General features: G+C 70.9%; 14 protein-coding genes. 10 read left to right on the top strand and 4 right to left on the bottom strand.

All coding sequences use genetic code 11. The features are described from left to right. The first annotated feature begins 55 nt into the window (after window positions 1-55). From ITJ40_RS13930 to ITJ40_RS13920, 3 genes are all read left to right on the top strand, one after another. Complete coding sequence (locus ITJ40_RS13930) at window positions 56-1,891, top strand: ABC transporter family substrate-binding protein (protein WP_194667642.1); 1,836 nt, start codon at window positions 56-58, stop codon at window positions 1,889-1,891. A 178-nt stretch (window positions 1,892-2,069) separates the two neighbouring features. After that, complete coding sequence (locus tag ITJ40_RS13925; RefSeq protein WP_194667641.1) at window positions 2,070-3,596, top strand: ABC transporter permease; 1,527 nt, start codon at window positions 2,070-2,072, stop codon at window positions 3,594-3,596. Between the two features lie 18 nt (window positions 3,597-3,614). Next, window positions 3,615-4,790, top strand: coding sequence for an ABC transporter permease (locus tag ITJ40_RS13920; RefSeq protein ID WP_228512460.1), 1,176 nt, complete (start codon window positions 3,615-3,617; stop codon window positions 4,788-4,790). 65 nt (window positions 4,791-4,855) lie between these two features. On the opposite strand, the gene ITJ40_RS13915 is transcribed toward ITJ40_RS13920, so the two are convergent. After that, the gene (locus ITJ40_RS13915; protein WP_194667639.1) at window positions 4,856-5,461 is read right to left on the bottom strand and encodes a PH domain-containing protein; all 606 of its coding nucleotides are present in this window, start codon (window positions 5,459-5,461) and stop codon (window positions 4,856-4,858) included. A gap of 71 nt (window positions 5,462-5,532) precedes the next feature. On the opposite strand from ITJ40_RS13915, the gene ITJ40_RS13910 reads away from it, so the two are divergent. From ITJ40_RS13910 to ITJ40_RS13895, 4 genes are all read left to right on the top strand, one after another. Further along, window positions 5,533-7,224, top strand: coding sequence for an ABC transporter ATP-binding protein (locus tag ITJ40_RS13910; RefSeq protein WP_194667638.1), 1,692 nt, complete (start codon window positions 5,533-5,535; stop codon window positions 7,222-7,224). Between the two features lie 1,427 nt (window positions 7,225-8,651). Next, a complete protein-coding gene (locus ITJ40_RS13905) occupies window positions 8,652-10,505 on the top strand; it encodes an ABC transporter substrate-binding protein (protein WP_194667637.1) in 1,854 nt (617 codons plus the stop codon). 114 nt (window positions 10,506-10,619) lie between these two features. After that, window positions 10,620-12,527: a translational GTPase TypA gene (gene typA / locus ITJ40_RS13900; protein ID WP_194667636.1), complete on the top strand. Its 1,908-nt coding sequence runs from the start codon at window positions 10,620-10,622 to the stop codon at window positions 12,525-12,527. A 54-nt stretch (window positions 12,528-12,581) separates the two neighbouring features. Beyond that, window positions 12,582-13,043 carry a hypothetical protein gene (locus ITJ40_RS13895; RefSeq protein WP_370532063.1) on the top strand — a complete coding sequence of 154 codons (462 nt, stop codon included), beginning with the start codon at window positions 12,582-12,584 and terminating at the stop codon, window positions 13,041-13,043. Between the two features lie 53 nt (window positions 13,044-13,096). Here the strand turns inward: ITJ40_RS13895 and efeB are convergent, their stop codons facing one another. From efeB to efeU, 3 genes are all read right to left on the bottom strand, one after another. Next, the gene (gene efeB / locus ITJ40_RS13890) at window positions 13,097-14,419 is read right to left on the bottom strand and encodes an iron uptake transporter deferrochelatase/peroxidase subunit (RefSeq protein ID WP_194667634.1); all 1,323 of its coding nucleotides are present in this window, start codon (window positions 14,417-14,419) and stop codon (window positions 13,097-13,099) included. Further along, window positions 14,419-15,636 (bottom strand): iron uptake system protein EfeO, encoded by a 1,218-nt coding sequence (gene efeO, locus ITJ40_RS13885; protein WP_194667633.1) that lies wholly within the window; start codon window positions 15,634-15,636, stop codon window positions 14,419-14,421. Before efeO ends, efeB begins: the two co-directional genes overlap by 1 nt. Window positions 15,637-15,711: 75 nt before the next feature. After that, window positions 15,712-16,614: an iron uptake transporter permease EfeU gene (gene efeU / locus ITJ40_RS13880; RefSeq protein ID WP_194667632.1), complete on the bottom strand. Its 903-nt coding sequence runs from the start codon at window positions 16,612-16,614 to the stop codon at window positions 15,712-15,714. A gap of 178 nt (window positions 16,615-16,792) precedes the next feature. Here efeU and ITJ40_RS13875 point away from each other — a divergent pair, with 178 nt between their 5' ends. The 3 genes from ITJ40_RS13875 to dapC are packed head-to-tail and all read left to right on the top strand — an operon-like array spanning window position 16,793 to window position 19,642. Then, window positions 16,793-18,151 carry a PIG-L family deacetylase gene (locus ITJ40_RS13875; RefSeq protein ID WP_194667631.1) on the top strand — a complete coding sequence of 453 codons (1,359 nt, stop codon included), beginning with the start codon at window positions 16,793-16,795 and terminating at the stop codon, window positions 18,149-18,151. 40 nt (window positions 18,152-18,191) lie between these two features. Continuing rightward, on the top strand, window positions 18,192-18,512 hold the full coding sequence (fdxA, locus tag ITJ40_RS13870) for a ferredoxin (RefSeq protein ID WP_194667630.1): 321 nt from the start codon (window positions 18,192-18,194) through the stop codon (window positions 18,510-18,512). Between the two features lie 5 nt (window positions 18,513-18,517). Continuing rightward, window positions 18,518-19,642, top strand: a complete 1,125-nt coding sequence (gene dapC / locus ITJ40_RS13865; protein ID WP_194667629.1) for a succinyldiaminopimelate transaminase — start codon at window positions 18,518-18,520, stop codon at window positions 19,640-19,642. Window positions 19,643-19,786 lie beyond the last annotated feature (144 nt).

The raw sequence follows: 19,786 nt of genomic DNA, 5'->3' as shown, positions 1-19,786 counted from the left end.
CGCGGTCGACCGCACGCACGGTGGGTCCGCGCCATTCCCATGCACAGGAGGAACCTTGAAAATCAGACGCCTTGCAGCGGCTGGTGCCGTCATCGTCTCCGGTGCCCTCGTCCTCAGCGGCTGCTCTGCGCCCGCCCAGGAGTCCGAGGTCATCGCCGGCACTGAGATCACCGTGGCCTGGAACGACCCGTTCCTCGAGTACAACAACGCGTCGGCGACGGGCAACGCGACCGCCAACACGAACATCGTCTACCTGACGAACCGCTCCTTCAACTACTACGACGACGGCCCGTCGCTCGTGAAGGACACCGACTTCGGCAAGTACGAGAAGGTCTCCGACGACCCGCTCGTCGTGAAGTTCACGATCAACGAGGGCGTCAAGTGGAGCGACGGCACCCCCGTCGACGCCGCGGACATGCTCCTCAACTGGGCTGCGAACACCACGAACGTCAACACGACCGAGGACGTCACGACGAACGAGGACGGCACCGTCACCACCGGCGACGACCAGGTGTTCTTCAACTCCGGCGCCGTCAAGGACACCCGCCTCGGCCTGGTCACCAAGACCCCCGAGATCGGCGACGACGGCCGGAGCCTCACCTACACGTACGACCAGCCGTACGTCGACTGGGAGGTCGCGACCGGCAACGGCGTCGGCGTCTCCGCGCACGGCACCACGCAGCTCGCGTTCCCCGACGAGAACCTCTCGCCCGAGGACGCGAAGAAGAAGCTCATCACGGCGATCCAGGACAAGGACGCCAAGGTCCTCGCCCCGGTCTCCAAGGTCTGGAACGACGGCTACCGCTACTCGGACATGCCGACCGAGCCGCAGAAGACCCTGAGCGACGGCGCCTACACGATCACCGACCTCAAGGCCGACCAGTACATCACCCTGACGGCCAACAAGGAGTACACCGGCGACAAGAAGCCGAAGTACGAGAAGATCACGGTCCGCTTCATCTCGGACCCGCAGGCGCAGATCCAGGCACTCTCCAACGGCGAGGTCCAGATCGCATCCGGCCAGCCCACGGCCGACCTCCTCCAGCAGGTCCAGGGACTCAGCGGCATCGAGTACAAGGGCCAGGCCGAGGGCACGTACGAGCACGTCGACCTGCAGGTCACCAACGGCGGCCCGTTCGACCCCGCGAAGTACGGCGGCGACGCCGACAAGGCCAAGCTCGTCCGCCAGGCGTTCTTCAAGACGCTGCCGCGTGAGGAGATCCTCGACAAGCTGATCAAGCCCCTCCAGGAGGACGCGGAGCTCCGCAACTCGAACGTCTTCGTGCCCGGCACGCCGAACTACGACGCCTCGGTCAAGGAGAACGGCTACGCCGACCAGAAGGTCGACATCGAGGGCGCCAAGGCGGATCTCGCGAAGGCCGGCGTCACGGGCACGATCGATGCCCGCGTCATCTACGGCCAGGGCAACACGCGCCGCCAGCAGGAGTTCGAGCTCATGCGCCAGTCCGCGGCCCAGGTCGGCATCAACCTCATCGACGTGAACAGCGCCACGTGGGGTGCCGACCTCTCCAGCAAGACCGACTCGTACGACATCGCCCTCTTCGGATGGCAGTCCACGAGCCTCGCGGTCGGCGAGTCCGGCCCGAACTACCAGACCGGCGGCATCAACAACTACTACGGCTGGTCGAACCCCGAGGTCGACGACCTCTTCAAGAAGCTCGACACGGAGACCGACACGGACAAGCAGCGCGATCTGCTCATCCAGGCCGAGACCCTCATCCAGCAGCAGGGCTGGACGACGCCGATCTTCCAGTTCCCGGGCCTCACCGCCTGGAGCGACACGGTCTCGGGCGTCAAGCCGGCATTCCTCTCGCCGACCTACTTCTGGAACTACTGGGAGTGGGCCCCGGCGCAGGCTGCCGCGAAGTAGCACGACAGCAGTGAACGCCGTCCCCTGAACGGGAAGGCGCGAGGGTGCCGAGGCCGCCTGGTCTCGGCACCCTCTCCATGTCCGTTGCCGATTCGTGATCCGCGGATCCGGCCGCGTATGCTCTCGTCGGGCCGGGTCACGAGCCCTGGCCGAACACAGAAAGGGACGTCGTCGCCCTGTGCTTACCTTCGTCTTGAGACGTCTCGTCGCGTCGTTCTTCGTCCTCCTGGGCGCCAGCTTCATCATCTACAACCTGGCCGCCAACTCGGGTGACCCACTCGTGGACCTGCGCGAGAGCCCGTCGCCCAACCGCGACGCCCTCATCGCCGCCCGCACCGACCTGCTCGACCTCGACGTCCCGTCGCCCCTGCGTTACTTCCTGTGGCTGGGCGGCGTGTTCAAGGTCTTCATCGGCCAGATCGACCTCGGCAAGGCCATCGACGGCCGCGAGGTCAACGACCTCATCGCCAACGCCGCGGGCCAGACCATCCAGCTCGTGACGATCGCCACGGTCATCGCCGTGCTCATCGGCATCTCGATCGGCATGACGACGGCGCTCCGCCAGTACAGCGGCTACGACTACACGGTCACCTTCGCGTCGTTCCTCTTCTTCTCCCTGCCGATCTTCTTCGTCGCCGTGCTGCTCAAGCAGTACGTGGCCATCGGCTTCAACGACTTCCTGGTGGATCCGTCGATCCCGCCGATCATGATCGTGGTCCTGTCGCTCGTCTCGGGCTTCGTCTGGATGAGCATCATCGGCGGCGACCCGAAGCCGCGCCTCATCGTGTTCGGCTCGGCCATCGTCATCACGGCCGTCGTGCTCACCTACCTCACGCTCACCGGCTGGTTCTCGCGCCCGGGCCTCGGCATCGTCCTCATCGCCGCCCTCGGTGCGCTCGTGGCCGTCCTCATCACGTCCCTCTCGACGGGCCTGCGCAACCGACGCGCGTTCTACTCCGCGCTCGCCATGGCGGTCCTCGGTGCCGCGCTCTGGTACCCGCTGCAGTTCGTGCTGACCGTCTCCGCTCCCTGGTGGATCACGATCGTGCTCATCGTCGCGTTCGTCGTGATCGGCGTGGTCGTCGGCTACGTCGTCGGCCAGAACGACAAGCCCATCGTCGCGCGCGGCGCCGGGATCACCGGCGGCCTCGTCGCGCTGCTGATCATCGTCGACCGTGTCATGCAGGTGTGGCCGGACTACGTGACCAACACGCGCGGCCGCCCCATCGCCACCGTCGGGGCCGTGACCCCGGGGCTCAACGGCTCCGTGTGGCAGGGCATGCTCGACAGCTACACGCACCTCCTCCTGCCGACGATCGCGCTCCTGCTGATCTCCGTCGCGAGCTACTCGCGCTACTCGCGGGCGAGCCTCCTCGAGGTGATGAACCAGGACTACGTGCGCACCGCGCGGGCGAAGGGCCTCACCGAGCGCACCGTGATCATGCGCCACGCCTTCCGCAACGCCATGATCCCCGTCGCGACCGTCATCGCGTTCGACGTGGGCGGGCTCATCGGCGGCGCGGTGATCACGGAGACGATCTTCGCCTGGAAGGGCATGGGCTCCGTGTTCCAGGAGGCCCTGAACAAGACCGACCTCAACCCGCTGATGGGGTTCATCCTGATCACGAGCATCCTCACCGTGGTCTTCAACATGCTGGCCGACATCCTTTACTCGGTCCTCGATCCTCGAATCCGGGTGAGCTGACACATGTCCAACGCACTGATGGGGAATCCCAACGACCCCCACAACGACCCGAGCCTGCCCGAGGGCGGCAACTCCGAGCTCACGATCGAGCAGCGGGAGGTCGAGGGCCTCAGCCAGGGCACCGTCGTCCGCCGCCGGTTCCTCCGCCACAAGGGCGCGATGACCTCGGTCGTGGTCCTCCTGCTGATGGCGATCCTCGTCTACTCCTCCGTCGGGATCCAGTTCTTGGGCATCCGCATCCCCGGCTGGTGGATGTGGAACTACGAGGACGTCGCGCCCATCGTCGACGGCGGCAACCCCACGTGGACCCTGCCGTTCCAGTTCGGCGTGCACCCCTTCGGCCAGGACGAGATCGGGCGCGACATCTTCGCCCGCGTCATGCGCGGCACCCAGCAGTCCATCGTCGTGATGGTCCTGTACGGCATCATCGCCGCGTTCCTCGGCATCGTGATCGGCGCCCTCGCGGGCTTCTTCCGCGGCCGTGTCGACTCGCTGCTCATGCGCTTCACGGACCTCATCATCGTGATCCCGGTCATCGTCATCGCGGCGGTCCTCGGTCAGACCTTCGGGAGCCTCGGAGCGGCCGTGCTTGGATTGGTCCTGGGCGTGGTCGGCTGGCCGAGCCTCGCTCGCTTGGTGCGCGGCGAGTTCCTCAGCCTCCGCGAGCGAGAGTTCGTCGACGCGGCCCGAGTCGCCGGGGCGTCGAATAGCCGAATCGTGTTCCGGCACATCCTGCCGAACGCCATCGGCGTGGTCATCGTGTCGACGACCCTGCTCATGAGCGCGGCCATCCTGCTCGAGGCGGCGCTGTCCTTCCTCGGCTTCGGCATCAAGAAGCCCGACGTCTCGCTCGGGCAGATCATCAACGAGTACCAGGGCGCGTTCGCGACCCGTCCGTGGCTGTTCTGGTTCCCGGGCCTGTTCATCATCATCATCGCGCTGACCATCAACTTCATCGGCGATGGACTGCGCGACGCGTTCGACCCGCGCCAGCGCCGCATGCCGGGCGGACAGGGCCCCTACAAGCAGATGTTCGCGATGCTCACCGGCCGGACCCGCCGCGAGCAGGGCCCGACGACGGGATCCGGCGCCGAGGGCGTCCGTGTGCCGCCGGCCGTCGGCTCGGTGCGGTCCGACGCCCAGGCGGATGGTGCCACCGACGGCACCACGCCGGATGGCACGGACGGCCGATGACGAGCACCGCGACGGACGGGTCGGCTGTCGTCGGCCCGTCCCGTCCCCGGGGGCCGCTCCCGGTCTCAGACCAGGGCGGTCACGACCGTCGCGACGGCCAGCGCGGCCAGCACGGCGATCTCCGCCCAGTGCGTGCGCACGCGTCGGTCCTCCTCCTCGACCGGGCCGCCCAGGTGGCCCGCCTCGGCGAGGTCGGCGAGGCGCCTGCGGATCACCGTGGCCGCATCGCCCGAGTCGGTCCGGGGCAGGTCGCCGCGGCGCGCGTCCTGCATCATCGCGCTGAGGTCCGGCTGGTACCGCTCCTCCTTCGTGGTGATGTAGGCGTTCGAGTGGCGGCCGGGCGCCGGAGCGGCCCAGGCCGTGACGCGCTCGTGCGCGGTCGTGATGTTCAGGGCCCACTTGGTGTCGACCTCGCGGATCGCGGGCCACGACATCTCGTGCGTGCGGAAGACGTTGCGGATCTCGACGCCCTCGGTGGCGATGCGCACGCGCGGCGCCCAGAAGACGAGCCACGAGGTGTAGGCCAGCAGCAGCGGGCCCCACACGGCCGTCGGGAGCAGGTCGGCACGACCTCCCACCACGGTGCTCACGAGCACGACGACCACGATCGCGGAGACGATCACGGTCAGCAGGCGGCCGAACGACGGGCGGATGACGACGGGCTGATCCATGGCCACATCGTCCCACGGCCCGCCTCGACGCCCCTCGACACCCCCACTTCCAGCAGCCAGGAGTACGCAGCATGAGCGCTCACGCGAACGGGTCCGACGCGATCGTCCCCATCCTCGAGGTCTCCGGCCTCGGAGTCGACTTCTGGGTCGGCGACGAGTGGATCCCGGCGGCCGTCGACCTCGACTACAAGGTCAACCCGGGCGAGGTGCTGGCGATCGTGGGCGAGTCCGGCTCCGGCAAGAGCGTCAGCTCCATGTCGCTGCTCGGCCTCCTGCCCAAGAACGGCCGGGTCCAGGGGAGCGCCAAGCTCAAGGGCGTCGAGATGGTCGGCGCCGACCAGGCCACCCTGCGGAAGGCGCGCGGCAACGACATCGCCGTGATCTTCCAGGAGCCGATGACGGCGCTCAACCCCGTCTACACGGTGGGCTTCCAGATCGTGGAGGCCCTGCGCGTCCACAACTCGATCATCCCGTCGGCCGCCAAGGTGCGGGCGCTGGAGCTGCTGAAGCTCGTCGAGATGCCGGATCCCGAGAAGGCGTTCGACTCCTACCCGCACCAGCTCTCGGGCGGCCAGCGCCAGCGCGCGATGATCGCGCAGTCGCTGTCGTGCGACCCCGACATGCTCATCGCCGACGAGCCCACGACGGCGCTCGACGTGACGATCCAGGCCGAGATCCTCGACCTGCTGCGCAAGCTCCACCAGCGCCTCAACAGCGCGATCGTGATCATCACGCACGACATGGGCGTGGTCGCCGACCTCGCGACCAACGTCATCGTGATGAAGAGCGGCCGCATCGTCGAGCGCGGATCCGTGCGCGAGATCTTCCAGTCTCCGAAGGACCCGTACACGAAGCAGCTGCTCGCCTCGGTGCCGCACCTCGGCACGGGCGAGGCGGCGCAGGTCGAGGTCGCCGCGCGCACCACGGAGCCCGCCATCTCCCTCAAGGAGGTGGACATCGACTACCCGAAGCTCGGCCGCGTGCCGGCGTTCCGGGCCGTCACGGGCGCGTCCTTCGACATCCACCCCGGCGAGGTCGTCGGCGTCGTGGGCGAGTCGGGATCCGGCAAGACCACCATCGCGCGCGCCGCGGTGGGCCTCCTGCCCGTCGCGGGCGGCGAGCTCATCGTCGCCGGACGCCGCATGACCGGCATCTCGGCGAAGGACCTCCGGGCCGTGCGCCGCGAGATCGGCATCGTGTTCCAGGACCCGGGCTCCTCGCTGAACCCGCGCTGGCCCATCGGCCAGAGCATCGGCGAGCCGCTCGAGCTCTCGGGGCAGTTCTCGAAGAAGCAGCAGAGCGACCGGGTCGAGGAGCTCCTCGAGCAGGTCGAGCTGCCGCGCAGCTTCCGCAACCGCTACCCGAACGAGCTCTCCGGCGGACAGCGCCAGCGCGTCGGCATCGCGCGGGCGCTCGCGCTCCGGCCCAAGGTGCTCGTCGCCGACGAGCCCACCTCGGCGCTCGACGTGTCGGTGCAGGCCCGCGTGCTCCAGCTGCTGCAGGAGATCCAGAAGGAGCTCCAGTTCGCGTGCCTGTTCGTGAGCCACGACCTCGCGGTGGTCGACCTGCTGGCCGACCGCATCGTCGTGATGAACCACGGCAAGATCGTGGAGCAGGGTCCGACCGAGTCGATCCTGCGGAACCCGCAGCACCCGTACACGCAGAAGCTCATCGCCGCCGTGCCGCTGCCCGACCCCGACCAGCAGCAGGAGCGCCGCGAGCTCCGCGAGGCCCTGCGCGACCAGCAGCCGCCCGCGGCCTGATCCGCGCCCGCACGACCCGGCCCGCCGTCCGACGCACCCCCTCGCGAGGGTGCGCGGGCGGCGGGCCTCGTCGTGCGATGTTCTTGCCCCTTGGGGATAACCTGCGCCGCTTTCCGAAACGAGGTTATATCTTCCCGACATCGACGGGCAGCCGACGGATCGATGCTGACGCGTGCGGCCTCTTTGCGTCCTACTAAGTCAGCCGGGTACGCGGCTCGAATACGCGGACGCACGGCCTGTTGAGTCTCGAATAATTCCTAGAAGGGTCTAACATGACGAATTCAATCACGGTAAGTCCGGCACGGGATCGGCGGCGGGTGACGAGTAAATTTAGCGCAGGGCTTGTTGGGGCTTGCGCTCTTGCGCTCTTCGCCGTTCCAGCGTCCGCCTCTGCGGTTGGGGAGGGAATTGGGCCGGGTGGTGTGCGAACCGCCCATTGCCCTGCGGGTAAGATCGTGCAGCTCGAGTGGCAGAATACCGGCGACGTCGACCTCTACGGAACGCCCGGGCAGCACTTGAATCTCAATGATTATGTGGCCACATATCACGAAGGGAATAACTCTTACAACACCGGAGTCTCTGATTTCACGTGGGGGTACGGCAACACAAGCACCGGTTCTATAGTCGATGGAACAAGTACTTTCACTTGTGTGAACTTCAGGGTCTGACCGCGCGGCATGGATCGCCTACGGTTCTATCCGTTTCCCATTGGCGAGCGCGGGCGGAGAGGCCTGTCGCGCGGAAGGCTTGCTGACTGGATCCAATCGGCTCTGGCTTCCGACGCAAAACAGTGAGCTTTGGCTTAAGACGGGATAATCACCAATATGATACCGACGCAGTTGTCGGTGTTGCCGCTAGCGGGCGACCGTGTAGTCGGCTCGTTCGGTGGGGTGGCAAGTCTTCGAAATTGTGATTGTGAACTCAGGGATATTTTGTGACGGATCTATCGAAGGCCCTTCGCGCTCGAGAGCGTCGTCGGGCGGCAAGCCCGATCATCGCCAGCGTCCTAGGGGCGTGCGCTCTCGCTGTGCTGGCTGTTCCCGCGTCGGCCTCGGCGGCCGGTCAAAGCGCTGTCCGCACCGCTCAGTGCCCTGTGGGCAAGACCGTTCAGCTGCAGTGGGAAAACACGGACTACGTCGACCTATATGGGACTGCTGGTCGGCAGCTGGATCCCGTAGATTACATCGCGCGCTATCACGCGGGGAGTAATTCTTACAACACGGGAGCATCCGTGTTCACCTGGGGGTTCGGTGCATCCAGCACCGGTGATGTGACTGGCGGAACCGGCACGTTCATCTGCGTGAGCTTCAGGCCGTGACCGCGGCCTGATCCGCCCCCGCGCCACCGGGCCCGCCGTCTCGCGCACCCCCTCCCGGGGGCGCGCGGGCGGCGGGCCCCGTCATGCCGCTCGCGTAGGATCGACGGCGATGGACAGCGACACGCGAGGCCCCGGGGCCGCTCGAGCCCGGCGCCCGCGAGGGATCCGCCGGGTCGTCCGCGGCGCATCCGCCGCCGTCGCGCTGGTGCTCGTCGCCGGCCTCGCCGCCTGCTCGCCGACCACCGGGATGGTCGCCGACACGGAGATCCGCGCCGCCGTCCCGAACTCGTTCACGTCCTACAACGCGGCGTCGCGCACGGGCGGCACCGCGGGCAACGAGGAGATCGTGCACGCGACGAACTCGCGCTTCTCCGAGGTCTCCGCCGACGGCACCGTCGCCACGGACCCGGGCTACGGATCCGCGCAGGTCGTCTCGCGTGACCCCCTCACCGTGGAGTACACGGTCGCGGAGGGCGTCCGCTGGTCCGACGGCGAGCCCGTCGACGCCGCCGACCTCCTGCTCGCCTGGGCCGCCGGATCGGGCGCGCTCGACACCCCGGGGTTCGACCCGGCCGGCTACGTGGACGAGGCGACGGGCGGCTACACGGGGCCGCTGCCCGAGCAGACCGTCTACTTCGACGCGGCGGCGGACGAGACGCTGACGCATGTCACGCGCACGCCCGAGATCGGGGACGGCGGCCGGTCGATCACCATGGTCTTCGACGAGTACACGCCGGACTGGCGCCTCGCGTTCGAGGTGGGCCTGCCCGCGCACGCGGTCGTGCAGCTCGCGCTCGACATGTCGAGCCCGGGCCGCGCGAAGCAGACGCTCGTGGATGCCGTGCAGGATCGCGCGCCCGAGCTGCTCTCGCCCATCTCCGACGCCTGGAACCGCGGCTTCGGCGTGGCCGAGATCGCCGCGCACCCGGATCGCGCCGTGGGCTCCGGCCCGTACGCCATCGAGTCGATCGACCCGGGCACCTCCATCACGCTGCGCGCCAACCGCTTCTACACGGGGCTGCATCGCCCGTCGGTCGAGCGGATAGTGGTGTCCACGATCGAGGACCCGGACGCCGCCGTCGCCGCGCTCCAGGCGGGCGAGGTCGACGTCATCGCGCCCCGGGCCGACGCCGAGGTGTCCGACGCCCTGGCCGGGACGGACGGCGTGCAGGTGGTGCGCGGCGCCTCCGACACCTGGGAGCGGGTTGACCTGCAGACCCTCGGCGCGCGCGACGCGGCCATGTCGGACGTGGCGGTCCGCACTGCCTTCCTCTCCACCGTCCCGCGCGACGCGATCGTCCGGGCGGCCGCGCTGCCGGCGGACCCCGACGCCGCGACGCGCGACTCCTTCGTGCTCGCGCCCGGCGCGGAGGGGTACGCCGACCAGGTGCGCGCCAACGGATCCAGCCGGTTCGACGACGTCGACCTGAACGAGGCCCGGCAGCTGCTCGCCTCGGTCGGACGCACCGCCCCCGAGGTCTGCGTGCTCTTCGACCCCGCCGACCCCCGTCGTGTCGCCGCATTCGATGCCATCCGCGGATCCGCCGAGAAGGCCGGCTTCGTGGTGACCGACTGCTCGACGCCGCAGTGGGAGAGCGTCCTCGACCAGCCCGGCGCCTACGACGTCGCGCTCCTCTCCTCCGAGGACGCCTACCCGTCCGTCGCCGGGATCCGCGCCGCGCACGAGGCCCGCGCCGACGCCCGCGACGGCCAGGCGACGGCCGACCCGGACGTCGCGTCCCTCTTCGCCACGCTCAGCCGCACCGAGGACGAGGACGCGCGCGACGAGCTCCTCCTACGCCTGGACCGCCGCATGTACGGCGACCGCGCCGGCCTCCCGCTCTACCAGCTGCCCGCGCTCGCGGCCATGCGCGACACCGTCGGCGGGGTGCAGGTCTCGCCGCACCAGGCCGGGATCCTCGACGACGCCTGGCGCTGGACCCTGTCTCCCGACGCTCCCTGAGCCCGGCTTGCGTCGGCACGGTAGGCTGTAGGTCGCTGGGAATAGCAGACGGCGGCTCTTCGCCCTCCTCCCTTGATGACAAGGCCGGCACCCTCTCCACTGAAGGACAGCACTATGGCGCTAGTCGCGCGCAACGACCTCCGCAATGTGGCCATCGTGGCCCACGTGGACCACGGCAAGACGACCCTGGTCGACGCCATGCTCAAGCAGACGAACTCGTTCGACGCCCACTTCGAGGGCGAGGACCGGATGATGGACTCGAACGACCTCGAGCGCGAGAAGGGCATCACGATCCTCGCGAAGAACACCGCGGTGCTCTACAACGGGAAGCACGCCGACGGCACGCCCATCGTCATCAACGTGATCGACACCCCGGGTCACGCCGACTTCGGCGGCGAGGTCGAGCGCGGCCTGTCCATGGTCGACGGCGTCGTGCTCCTGGTCGACGCGTCGGAGGGCCCGCTGCCCCAGACGCGCTTCGTGCTCCGCAAGGCGCTCGAGGCGAAGCTGCCCGTGATCCTCCTGGTCAACAAGACCGACCGCCCCGACGCGCGCATCGACGAGGTCGTGGCCGAGAGCCAGGACCTCCTCCTCGGCCTCGCCTCCGACATGTCGGACGAGCACCCGGACCTTGACCTCGACGCCATCCTCGACGTGCCCGTCGTCTACGCGTCCGGCCGCAACGGCGCCGCGAGCGCCAACAAGCCGGAGAACGGCACGCTGCCCGACAACGACGACCTCGAGCCGCTCTTCAAGGCGATCCTCGACCACGTCCCGGCGCCCACCTACGACGACCAGCACCCGCTGCAGGCCCACGTCACCAACCTCGACGCGTCGCCGTTCCTCGGCCGCCTCGCCCTCCTGCGCGTCTTCAACGGCACGCTCAAGAAGGGCCAGCAGGTCGCCTGGGTCAAGCACGACGGATCCGTCAAGAACGTGAAGATCACCGAGCTCCTCATCACGAAGGCGCTCGACCGCTTCCCGACCGAGTCCGCGGGCCCCGGCGACATCGTCGCGGTCGCCGGCATCGAGGACATCACCATCGGCGAGACGCTCGCCGACCCGGACGACGTCCGACCGCTGCCCACCATCACGGTGGACGACCCGGCCATCTCGATGACCATCGGCACCAACACCAGCCCGCTCATCGGCAAGGTGAAGGGGCACAAGCTCACCGCCCGCATGGTCAAGGACCGCCTCGACCGCGAGCTCATCGGAAACGTCTCCATCAAGCTGGTCGACATCGGTCGCCCGGACGCGTGGGAGATCCAGGGCCGCGGCGAGCTCGCGCTCGCGATCCTCGTGGAGCAGATGCGCCGCGAGGGCTTCGAGCTCACCGTCGGCAAGCCGCAGGTGGTCGTCAAGCAGGTCGACGGCAAGGTGCACGAGCCCTACGAGCACCTCACCATCGACTCGCCCGAGGAGTACCTCGGCGCGATCACGCAGCTCCTCGCCGCCCGCAAGGGCCGCATGGAGGGCATGGCGAACCACGGCACCGGCTGGGTCCGCATGGAGTTCGTCGTGCCGTCGCGCGGCCTCATCGGCTTCCGCACGGAGTTCCTCACGATCACGCGCGGCGCCGGCATCGCCAACGCCGTCTCGCACGGCTACGAGCAGTGGGCGGGCGAGATCACGACCCGCGTCAACGGCTCCATCGTCGCCGACCGCGCGGGCGTCGCCACCCCGTTCGCCATGGTGGCCCTGCAGGAGCGCATGTCGTTCTTCGTGGAGCCGACCCAGGAGGTCTACGAGGGCATGGTCGTCGGCGAGAACTCGCGCGCCGACGACATGGACGTGAACATCACCAAGGAGAAGCAGCTGACCAACATGCGTCAGTCCACCTCCGACTCCTTCGAGCGCATGACGCCCTCGCGGCGGCTCACGCTCGAGGAGTGCCTCGAGTTCGCCCGCGAGGACGAGTGCGTGGAGGTCACGCCCGAGTTCGTGAGGATCCGCAAGGTCGAGCTCGACGCCAACGCCCGACAGCGCAAGACGTCGCGACTGAAGAAGCAGAACGCGTAGCGCAGCATGACCCCGACGAGCCCGTCCGTCCGGCCCCTCCGCAGGAGGGGACTGGTGGCCGGGCTCGTCCTCGTCCCGGGCCTCGTGCTCGCCGGATGCAGCCAGGTCGGCGACGTCGTCCGCGACGCCGCGCACGAGGGCGTCAAGCAGGTGCGCCACAGCGTCGAGGACGTGATCGGCGACACGCTCGGCAAGGTGCAGGTCTCCACGGACGGCCACGTGCCCCCCTCGTTCCCGTCGGATGCCGTGCCCTTCGCGGACGGCAAGCTGCTCGGCGGCGGAGCGGCGCCCGAGGGCGCCGGCTGGGTGGCGCAGGTCGCCGTGCCGGATGTGGAGGGCGGCTTCGCGGACGCGCAGGCGCGGCTCGAGGCGGCCGGCTACGCGTCGAGCGAGGTCGCGAGCGACGCGCAGAGCGGCTACGGACGGTTCACGACGGACGCGTACTCGGTCATCGTCACGGTCTCGGCCGATCTCGGATCCCCGGTCGCCACGTACGTGGTGCTGCCCGCGGGCTGAGACCCGCCGGGTCCCGGGCCACGGCCGCCGGACGCGGCCCGCCGCCCGCCGGCTCAGGAGGCGAAGAGCGTCTCGCCGACGTAGCCGTCCCGCGAGGCGCCCGGCGGCACCGCCCAGATCCCGCTGCCCACGTGCCGCAGGTACTCGTTCATCGCGTCGCGGGCGAGGCTCCGCTGGATGGGGATGAACTGGGTCCGCGGATCCCGCTGGAACGCCAGGAAGAACAGGCCCGCGTTCAGGCGGCCGAGGTCGTCGTTGCCGTCGACGAAGTTGTAGCCGCGGCGGAGGAGCACGGCGCCGTCGTTCTGGTCCGGATGCGCGAGGCGCACGTGCGATGCCGGGTCGATGAGCGGGGCGCCGGCGCGACCCGTGGCGTGGAAGTCGGGCGCGGTCGTCTCGGAGCCGCCGCTGAGGGGCGCGCCGGATCCCTTCGTGCGGCCGACCACGCGCTCCTGCTCGCGGAGGGCCGAGCGGTCCCAGGTCTCGATGGTCATGCGGATGCGGCGGGCGACGAGGTAGGAGCCGCCCTGCATCCACGCCTCGGCCGGGGAGGAGCCCGCGTCCGCCCAGACGTGGTCCTCGACCTGGCGCGTGTCCTCCGACTTCACGTTCGCGGTGCCGTCCTTGAAGCCGAACAGGTTCCGCGGCGTGACCTGCGCGCGGCTCGTCGACGAGGTGCGGCCGAAGCCGAGCTGCGACCACCGGATGGACGCGCGGCCGAACGCGATGCGCGACAGGTTGCGGATCGCGTGCACGGCCACCTGCGGGTCGTCGCTGCACGCCTGGATGCAGAGGTCGCCGCCCGTGGCCTGCGGGACGAGCGCCTCGCCGGGGAAGCGCGGCAGGTCGACGAGCGCGGCGGGGCGGCGGTCGGCGATGCCGAAGCGGTCGACGCCGTCGGCGCTCGTGAAGAGCGTCGGGCCGAGGCCGAACGTGATGGTGAGGCCGGCGGGCGGCAGGTCGAGCGCCTCGCCCGTGTCGTCGGGCGGGGAGTCGTAGGGGCCGTCGACGGCGCCGAGGGCGCCCGCGGATCCGCCCGCCGTCATGCGCGCGGCCGCGGCGCTCCAGTCCTCCAGGAGCGAGATGAGGCCGGCGCGGTCGATGTCGGCGACGTCGAACGCGGCGAAGTGGAGGCGGTCCTGGGCGGGCGTCGTGATCCCCGCCTGGTGCGCGCCGTGGAACGCGTAGGTCGCGCCGCCCGCGGCCTGGCGCGCGCCCGCGAACGCCCGGTCGGCCACGACGCCGCCCGCGGAGCCGACCAGGCCGCCGCCGAGCGCGCCCGCGCCGAGGAGGCCGAGGATCCCGCGGCGGGAGATCCCGACGGGTGCCGCCGGAGCGGGAGCGTCGGCGGCCGTCGTGGCGTCGTGGTCCGTCATCAGCCGACGAGCGCGCCGGTGAGCTTCGACAGCGGCTCGGCCAGCGCGTTGACGCCGTCCGCGAGGCCCTTGACCTGCTCGGTGGTCAGCTTGTCGTAGGTCGTGAAGCCCTTCTCGAGCGAGCCGTAGGCCGCGAGGTCCTTCTCGAGCGACGCGAACTGCGTGTCGAGCGTGGCCACGAGCTGCGGGTCCTTGGGCGCGACGATGTCGCGGACGCCCTCGTACGCGACGCGCGCGCCCTCGAGGTTCGCCTGGAAGTCCCAGAGGTCGGTGTGCGACCAGGTCTCCTCCTCGCCGGTGATCTTGCCGGAGGCGACCTCGTCCATCAGCCCGACGGCGCCGTTGGAGACGGTGGAGATGTCGACCGAGAAGCCGTCCGCGTGCACCGCGTCGTAGAGCTTCTGCGTGTCCGCGGTCAGCTCCTGGGCGAAGTGCGCGCGATCCGCGGCGCCGAGCGGCGTGTAGACGTCGCCGCCGTTCGCGTCGGGCGAGGGCTGCCAGAGGTCCTTCTCGATCCGGTGCCACCCGGTCCACTCGGTGCCGGGCTCGACGTCGGCCTCGCGGAAGTCGATCTCGGGGTCGAGGTCGCCGAACGACTCCGCGACGGGCTCGACGCGCTCGTAGTACGCGCGGGCCGTGGGGTAGAGGGCGCGCGCCCTGTCGTCGTCGCCCGCGAGGTACGCGTCGGCGAACTCCTGCGTGGCCGGGAGGAGGCGTCCGACCTGGTCCTTGACGTAGGCGAGGTACGCGGCGGCCGCGTCCTGGCCCTGCTGCTCGGCGTCGCCCGCGAGTGCGACCTGGTCACCCGTGACGGTGAAGGGCGCGCGGCCCACGCCGTCGCCCACCATGCCGGGCTTGCAGACGGTGAAGTAGCTGCCGGGCTGGGCGGTGAGCACGAGGTCGCGCTCGATCCCGGGGCTCACGTTCTCGACCTCGCCGACGATGCGGAGGCCGTCGTCCGCGAGCAGGTAGAACTCGGTCACCTGGTCGGTGGAGTTCGTGACGTGGAAGGAGACCGTGCCGCTGGGGGCGGTCGCGGCGGACACGGTGCACGCGTCGGCGGAGCTGTCGACCGTGAGCTGCGTGACGCCGGAGTCGGCGCCCGCCGCGCCGGCGCCGGCGTCGGCGGATCCGGTCGGGGTGTTCGCGACGCAGCCCGAGAGGGCGAGGGCGGCGCCGGCCAGCAGGGCGGCGGCGGGGAGGGTCGAGCGCTTCATGGGACCTCGGGGGTGCGGGCCGGCGGAGCCGGGCGGTGGATGGGGCGGGGAGCGGGAGGGCGGCGGAGTCGCGCGTCAGCGCGTGACGGTGGCGTCGGCGACCCGCGCGGGGTCGCCGACGGCGGGTGCATCAGGAGCGGCGGCGGCCGGCGCGGCCGGAGCCGGGCGCATCCGCCGTCCGCGCCGCGCGAGCGTGAGGTAGACGACGAGGGTCGGCACCACGTACAGCACCCACGTGATCGCCTCGAGCCAGGTGGTCGCGGGGGAGAAGTTGACGGTGCCCTTGAGGAGCGTGCCGTACCACGATCCGGGCGGGACGGCGCCGGAGACGTCGAACGCGAGCGCGCCGATGCCGGGGAGGATCCCGGCCTCCTGCAGGTCGTGCACGCCGTACGCGAGCACGCCGCCGGCCACGACGATGAGGAGCGCGCCGGTCCAGGTGAAGAAGCGCGCGAGGTCGATGCGGAGCACGCCGCGGTAGACGAGCCAGCCGAGCGCGACCGCGGTGACGAGCCCGAGGCCCGCGCCGACGAGCGGCATGGTGGTCGCGCCCGTGGCCTGCACGGCCGACCAGAGGAACAGGGCCGTCTCGATCCCCTCGCGGCCGACGGCGAGGAAGGCGACGGCGACGAGGCCCCACGCGGCGCCCGCGATCGCCCGGTCGACGGCGCCCTGCAGCTCGGAGCGCATGTCCTTCGCGGTGCGGAGCATCCAGAACACCATCCAGGTGACGAGGCCCGTGGCGACGATGGAGAGGGATCCGCCGATGGCCTCCTGCGCCTCGAACGTGAGGCCGTAGGCGCCGTAGGTGAGGATCGCGCCCACGGACAGGGCGAGGATGGCCGCGAGCCCGACGCCGAGCCAGAGCCGGCCGAGCACGTCGCGGCGGCCGATCTTGACGACGTAGGCGATGAGGATGGTGACGACCAGGGCGGCCTCGAGGCCCTCGCGCAGGCCGATCAGGTAGTTCGCGAACACGCGTGCGCCTCTCCGGGCGGCGGGCGCGCGGGGACGCGCCCTATTGCTGGCTGTGGGGAAATTAAGGTGAGCCTTGCCTTACCTCGTGCACAGTAGCGCGGGGGCGGGAGCGCGTCCAGTCGGCCGTCCCCGGTGCGCGCCCAGGGAGCGGCGCGCGGCCCGCGGCTAGGATCTGCGGATGACCTCCGGCACGTCCCGACGCCCCGATCGGGCCGCCCGCACCGCCCGCCCCGAGCGCGAGCACGTCGTCTTCGTGCACGCCCACCCCGACGACGAGAGCATCGTCACGGGCGGCACCATCGCGCAGCTCGTGCGCGACGGCGTGCCCGTCACCGTGCTCACCTGCACGCGCGGGGAGCGCGGCGACGTGATCCCCGACGACCTCCGCCACCTCGAGGGCGACCTGCGCGCGCTCGCCGCCCACCGCGAGACCGAGCTGGCCGACGCCATGGCCGCCCTCGGCGTCACCGACCACCGCTTCCTCGGGGATCCCGACGCGCGCTGGCGCGGCCTCGAGCCGCGCCGCTACGTCGACTCCGGCATGGAGTGGGGCGACGACGGCGTGCCCGTGGCGCTGCAGCCGCTGGATCCCGACTCGCTGTGCGCGGGCGACGGGGCCGACGAGGCGCGCGACGTGCTCGCGGTCATCGCCGACGTGGACGCCACGAGCCTCATCACCTACGACGACCACGGCGGCTACGGGCACCCGGACCACAAGCGCACGCACGTCATCGCGACCTGGGCGGCGGAGGAGGCGGGGATCCCCGCGTACCTCATCACCACGACGGAGTCCTCGGCCCGCGAGGCCCATGAGCGCGTGGCGGCGCGCGGCCGGTTCCCGGCACCGGATCCGCGTCCGGCCGGCATGCTCGTGCTGCCGGACGACGCCGTGGACGTCGCGATCGACGTCGCGGAGGCCCTCGACGCGAAGACCCGCGCCATCGCCGCGCACCGCACGCAGGTCGTCGTCGACGGCGACCAGTTCGCGCTCTCGCACGGGATCGGCGAGCCCATCGCGGCCGTCGAGCTGTTCCGGATCCACCGGCCGGCGGGCGCCGCGGCCGACGACGGGGTGCCGCGGCCCCCGCGCGGCGTGCAGCGCGCGGGCACGGCGGTCGCGTCGCTCGCGCTCGGCCTGCTGGTGGGCGCGGTGGGCACGGCCGCGCACCGGGCGACGCTCCCCGTGGCGGGGATCGCGCTGCCGGTCGGCCTCGTGCTCGCGCTCGCGACGCTCGCGTGCCTGCTGGTCGCCTACCGCCTGCTCCTCGTCGACCGCCTGCACGCGCTCTGCCTCGGGCTCGGCGTCGTCGCGGCCGTCGCGGTGCTCGGCACGCGCGGACCGAGCGGATCCGTGCTGTTCCCCGACGACGGGATGAGCCAGGTCTGGGCCGTCGCGCCCGCCATCCTCGTCGCGGCGGTCCTCGTCTGGCCGCGGTTCTCCTCGCGCGCACCCGGTCCCGACGCGCGCCCGGATGCCGCTGACGCCGCGGGATCCGACGCCCCGGCCCCGGCCGGGACGCCCTCGCGGCCCGCGTAGACTCGTCGGGCCGCACCGCTCCCGGAAGGACCCGCCCGAAGTGACCTACGTCATCGCCCTGCCCTGTGTCGACGTGAAGGACCGCGCCTGCATCGACGAGTGCCCGGTGGACTGCATCTACGAGGGCGAGCGGTCGCTCTACATCCACCCGGACGAGTGCGTCGACTGCGGCGCCTGCGAGCCGGTCTGCCCCGTCGAGGCGATCTACTACGAGGACGACCTGCCCGAGAAGTGGTCGGACTACTACACGGCCAACGTCGAGTTCTTCGCCGAGATGGGATCCCCGGGCGGCGCGACCAAGGTCGGCGTCACCGCCGGCGACCACCCCGTGATCGCCGCGCTCCCCATCCAGAACAGCTGACGCGCGTGGCCCTCGGCGAGCTCCCCGACTACCCCTGGGACCAGATGGCCCCCTACGCCGAGCGGGCGCGCCGGCACCCCGACGGCATCGTCGACCTGAGCATCGGGTCGCCCGTCGACCCGACCCCGACGCTCATCCGCGACGCGCTCGCCTGGGCGACGGACGCGCACGCGTACCCCACCACCGTGGGCACGCCGGAGCTCCGGCAGGCGATGGTCGACTGGCACGCACGGCGCCGGAACGCGACGCTCGGCACCGACCAGGTGCTGCCGACCATCGGGTCGAAGGAGATGGTGGCCTGGCTGCCGTTCATGCTGGGCCTCGGCGAGGGCGACGCGGTCGTGCACCCGCGCGTCGCGTACCCGACCTACGAGATCGGCGCGGCCCTCGCGGGCGCCGAGTCCGTCCCCGCGGACGACCCCGCCGACTGGCCCGCGCACACGCGCCTCGTCTGGCTGAACTCGCCGGGCAACCCGGACGGCCGCGTCCTCGGCCTCGTGGAGCTGCGCGCCGCCGTCGCCCGGGCTCGCGAGCTCGGCGCCGTCATCGCGAGCGACGAGTGCTACGCCGAGCTCGGCTGGGAGGGGGAGTGGGCCGACGGGCCGACGCCCTCGATCCTCGACGCGCGCGTCGTCGGCGACGACCACTCCGGCGTCCTCGCGCTGTACTCGCTGAGCAAGCAGTCGAACCTCGCCGGGTACCGGGCCGCGCTCGTCGCGGGCGACCGGGAGCTGATCGCCCGGCTGATCCGCGTCCGCAAGCACGCGGGGCTCCTCCCGCCCGCGCCGCTCCAGCACGCCATGACCGTGGCGCTCGGCGACGACGACCACGTGCGCGCCCAGCGCGAGCTCTACCGCGCGCGCCGCGACGTGCTCCGACCGGCGCTCGAGGACGCCGGCTGGCGCATCGACGCCAGCGAGGCCGGCCTCTACCTCTGGGCGACCCGCGGCCGGGACGCCTGGGAGGGGATCGCGGAGCTCGCCGACCTCGGGATCCTCGCGGGCCCCGGCCCGTTCTACGGCGACGCCTCGCCCGCGCACGTGCGCCTGTCGCTCACGGCGACGGACGAGCGCATCGCCCAGGCGGCGGCGCGGCTCCGCGCGGGCGCTGCCGCGGCGCCCACCGCGTAGCACGACCTCCAACGGATCCGGCCGGATGCTGGCGGAGGCGACAGTGTCCAGGTCAGCCCTTTAGGCTGTAGTCGGCTCGGAATCCGACGCCGCGACGGCGCCACGAGCGTCCGGCGGCGCGCATCCCTCCCGGGCCACCCACCC

Origin of the sequence: Clavibacter sp. VKM Ac-2872, from assembly GCF_015351105.1 — a bacterium.
Classification (GTDB): domain Bacteria; phylum Actinomycetota; class Actinomycetes; order Actinomycetales; family Microbacteriaceae; genus Clavibacter.
The sequence above is the reverse complement of the archived record's forward strand: the minus strand, read 5'-3'. Positions and strand labels throughout refer to the sequence as shown.

Excerpts from the sequence above, each read along its gene's own strand:
- ITJ40_RS13920 (WP_228512460.1), top strand. The coding sequence starts at position 3,615 with ATGGGGAATCCCAACGACCCCCACAACGACCCGAGCCTGCCCGAGGGC.
- ITJ40_RS13915 (WP_194667639.1), bottom strand. The coding sequence starts at position 5,461 with ATGGATCAGCCCGTCGTCATCCGCCCGTCGTTCGGCCGCCTGCTGACC.
- ITJ40_RS13910 (WP_194667638.1), top strand. The coding sequence starts at position 5,533 with ATGAGCGCTCACGCGAACGGGTCCGACGCGATCGTCCCCATCCTCGAG.
- ITJ40_RS13905 (WP_194667637.1), top strand. The coding sequence starts at position 8,652 with ATGGACAGCGACACGCGAGGCCCCGGGGCCGCTCGAGCCCGGCGCCCG.
- typA (WP_194667636.1), top strand. The coding sequence starts at position 10,620 with ATGGCGCTAGTCGCGCGCAACGACCTCCGCAATGTGGCCATCGTGGCC.
- efeB (WP_194667634.1), bottom strand. The coding sequence starts at position 14,419 with ATGACGGACCACGACGCCACGACGGCCGCCGACGCTCCCGCTCCGGCG.
- efeO (WP_194667633.1), bottom strand. The coding sequence starts at position 15,636 with ATGAAGCGCTCGACCCTCCCCGCCGCCGCCCTGCTGGCCGGCGCCGCC.
- ITJ40_RS13875 (WP_194667631.1), top strand. The coding sequence starts at position 16,793 with ATGACCTCCGGCACGTCCCGACGCCCCGATCGGGCCGCCCGCACCGCC.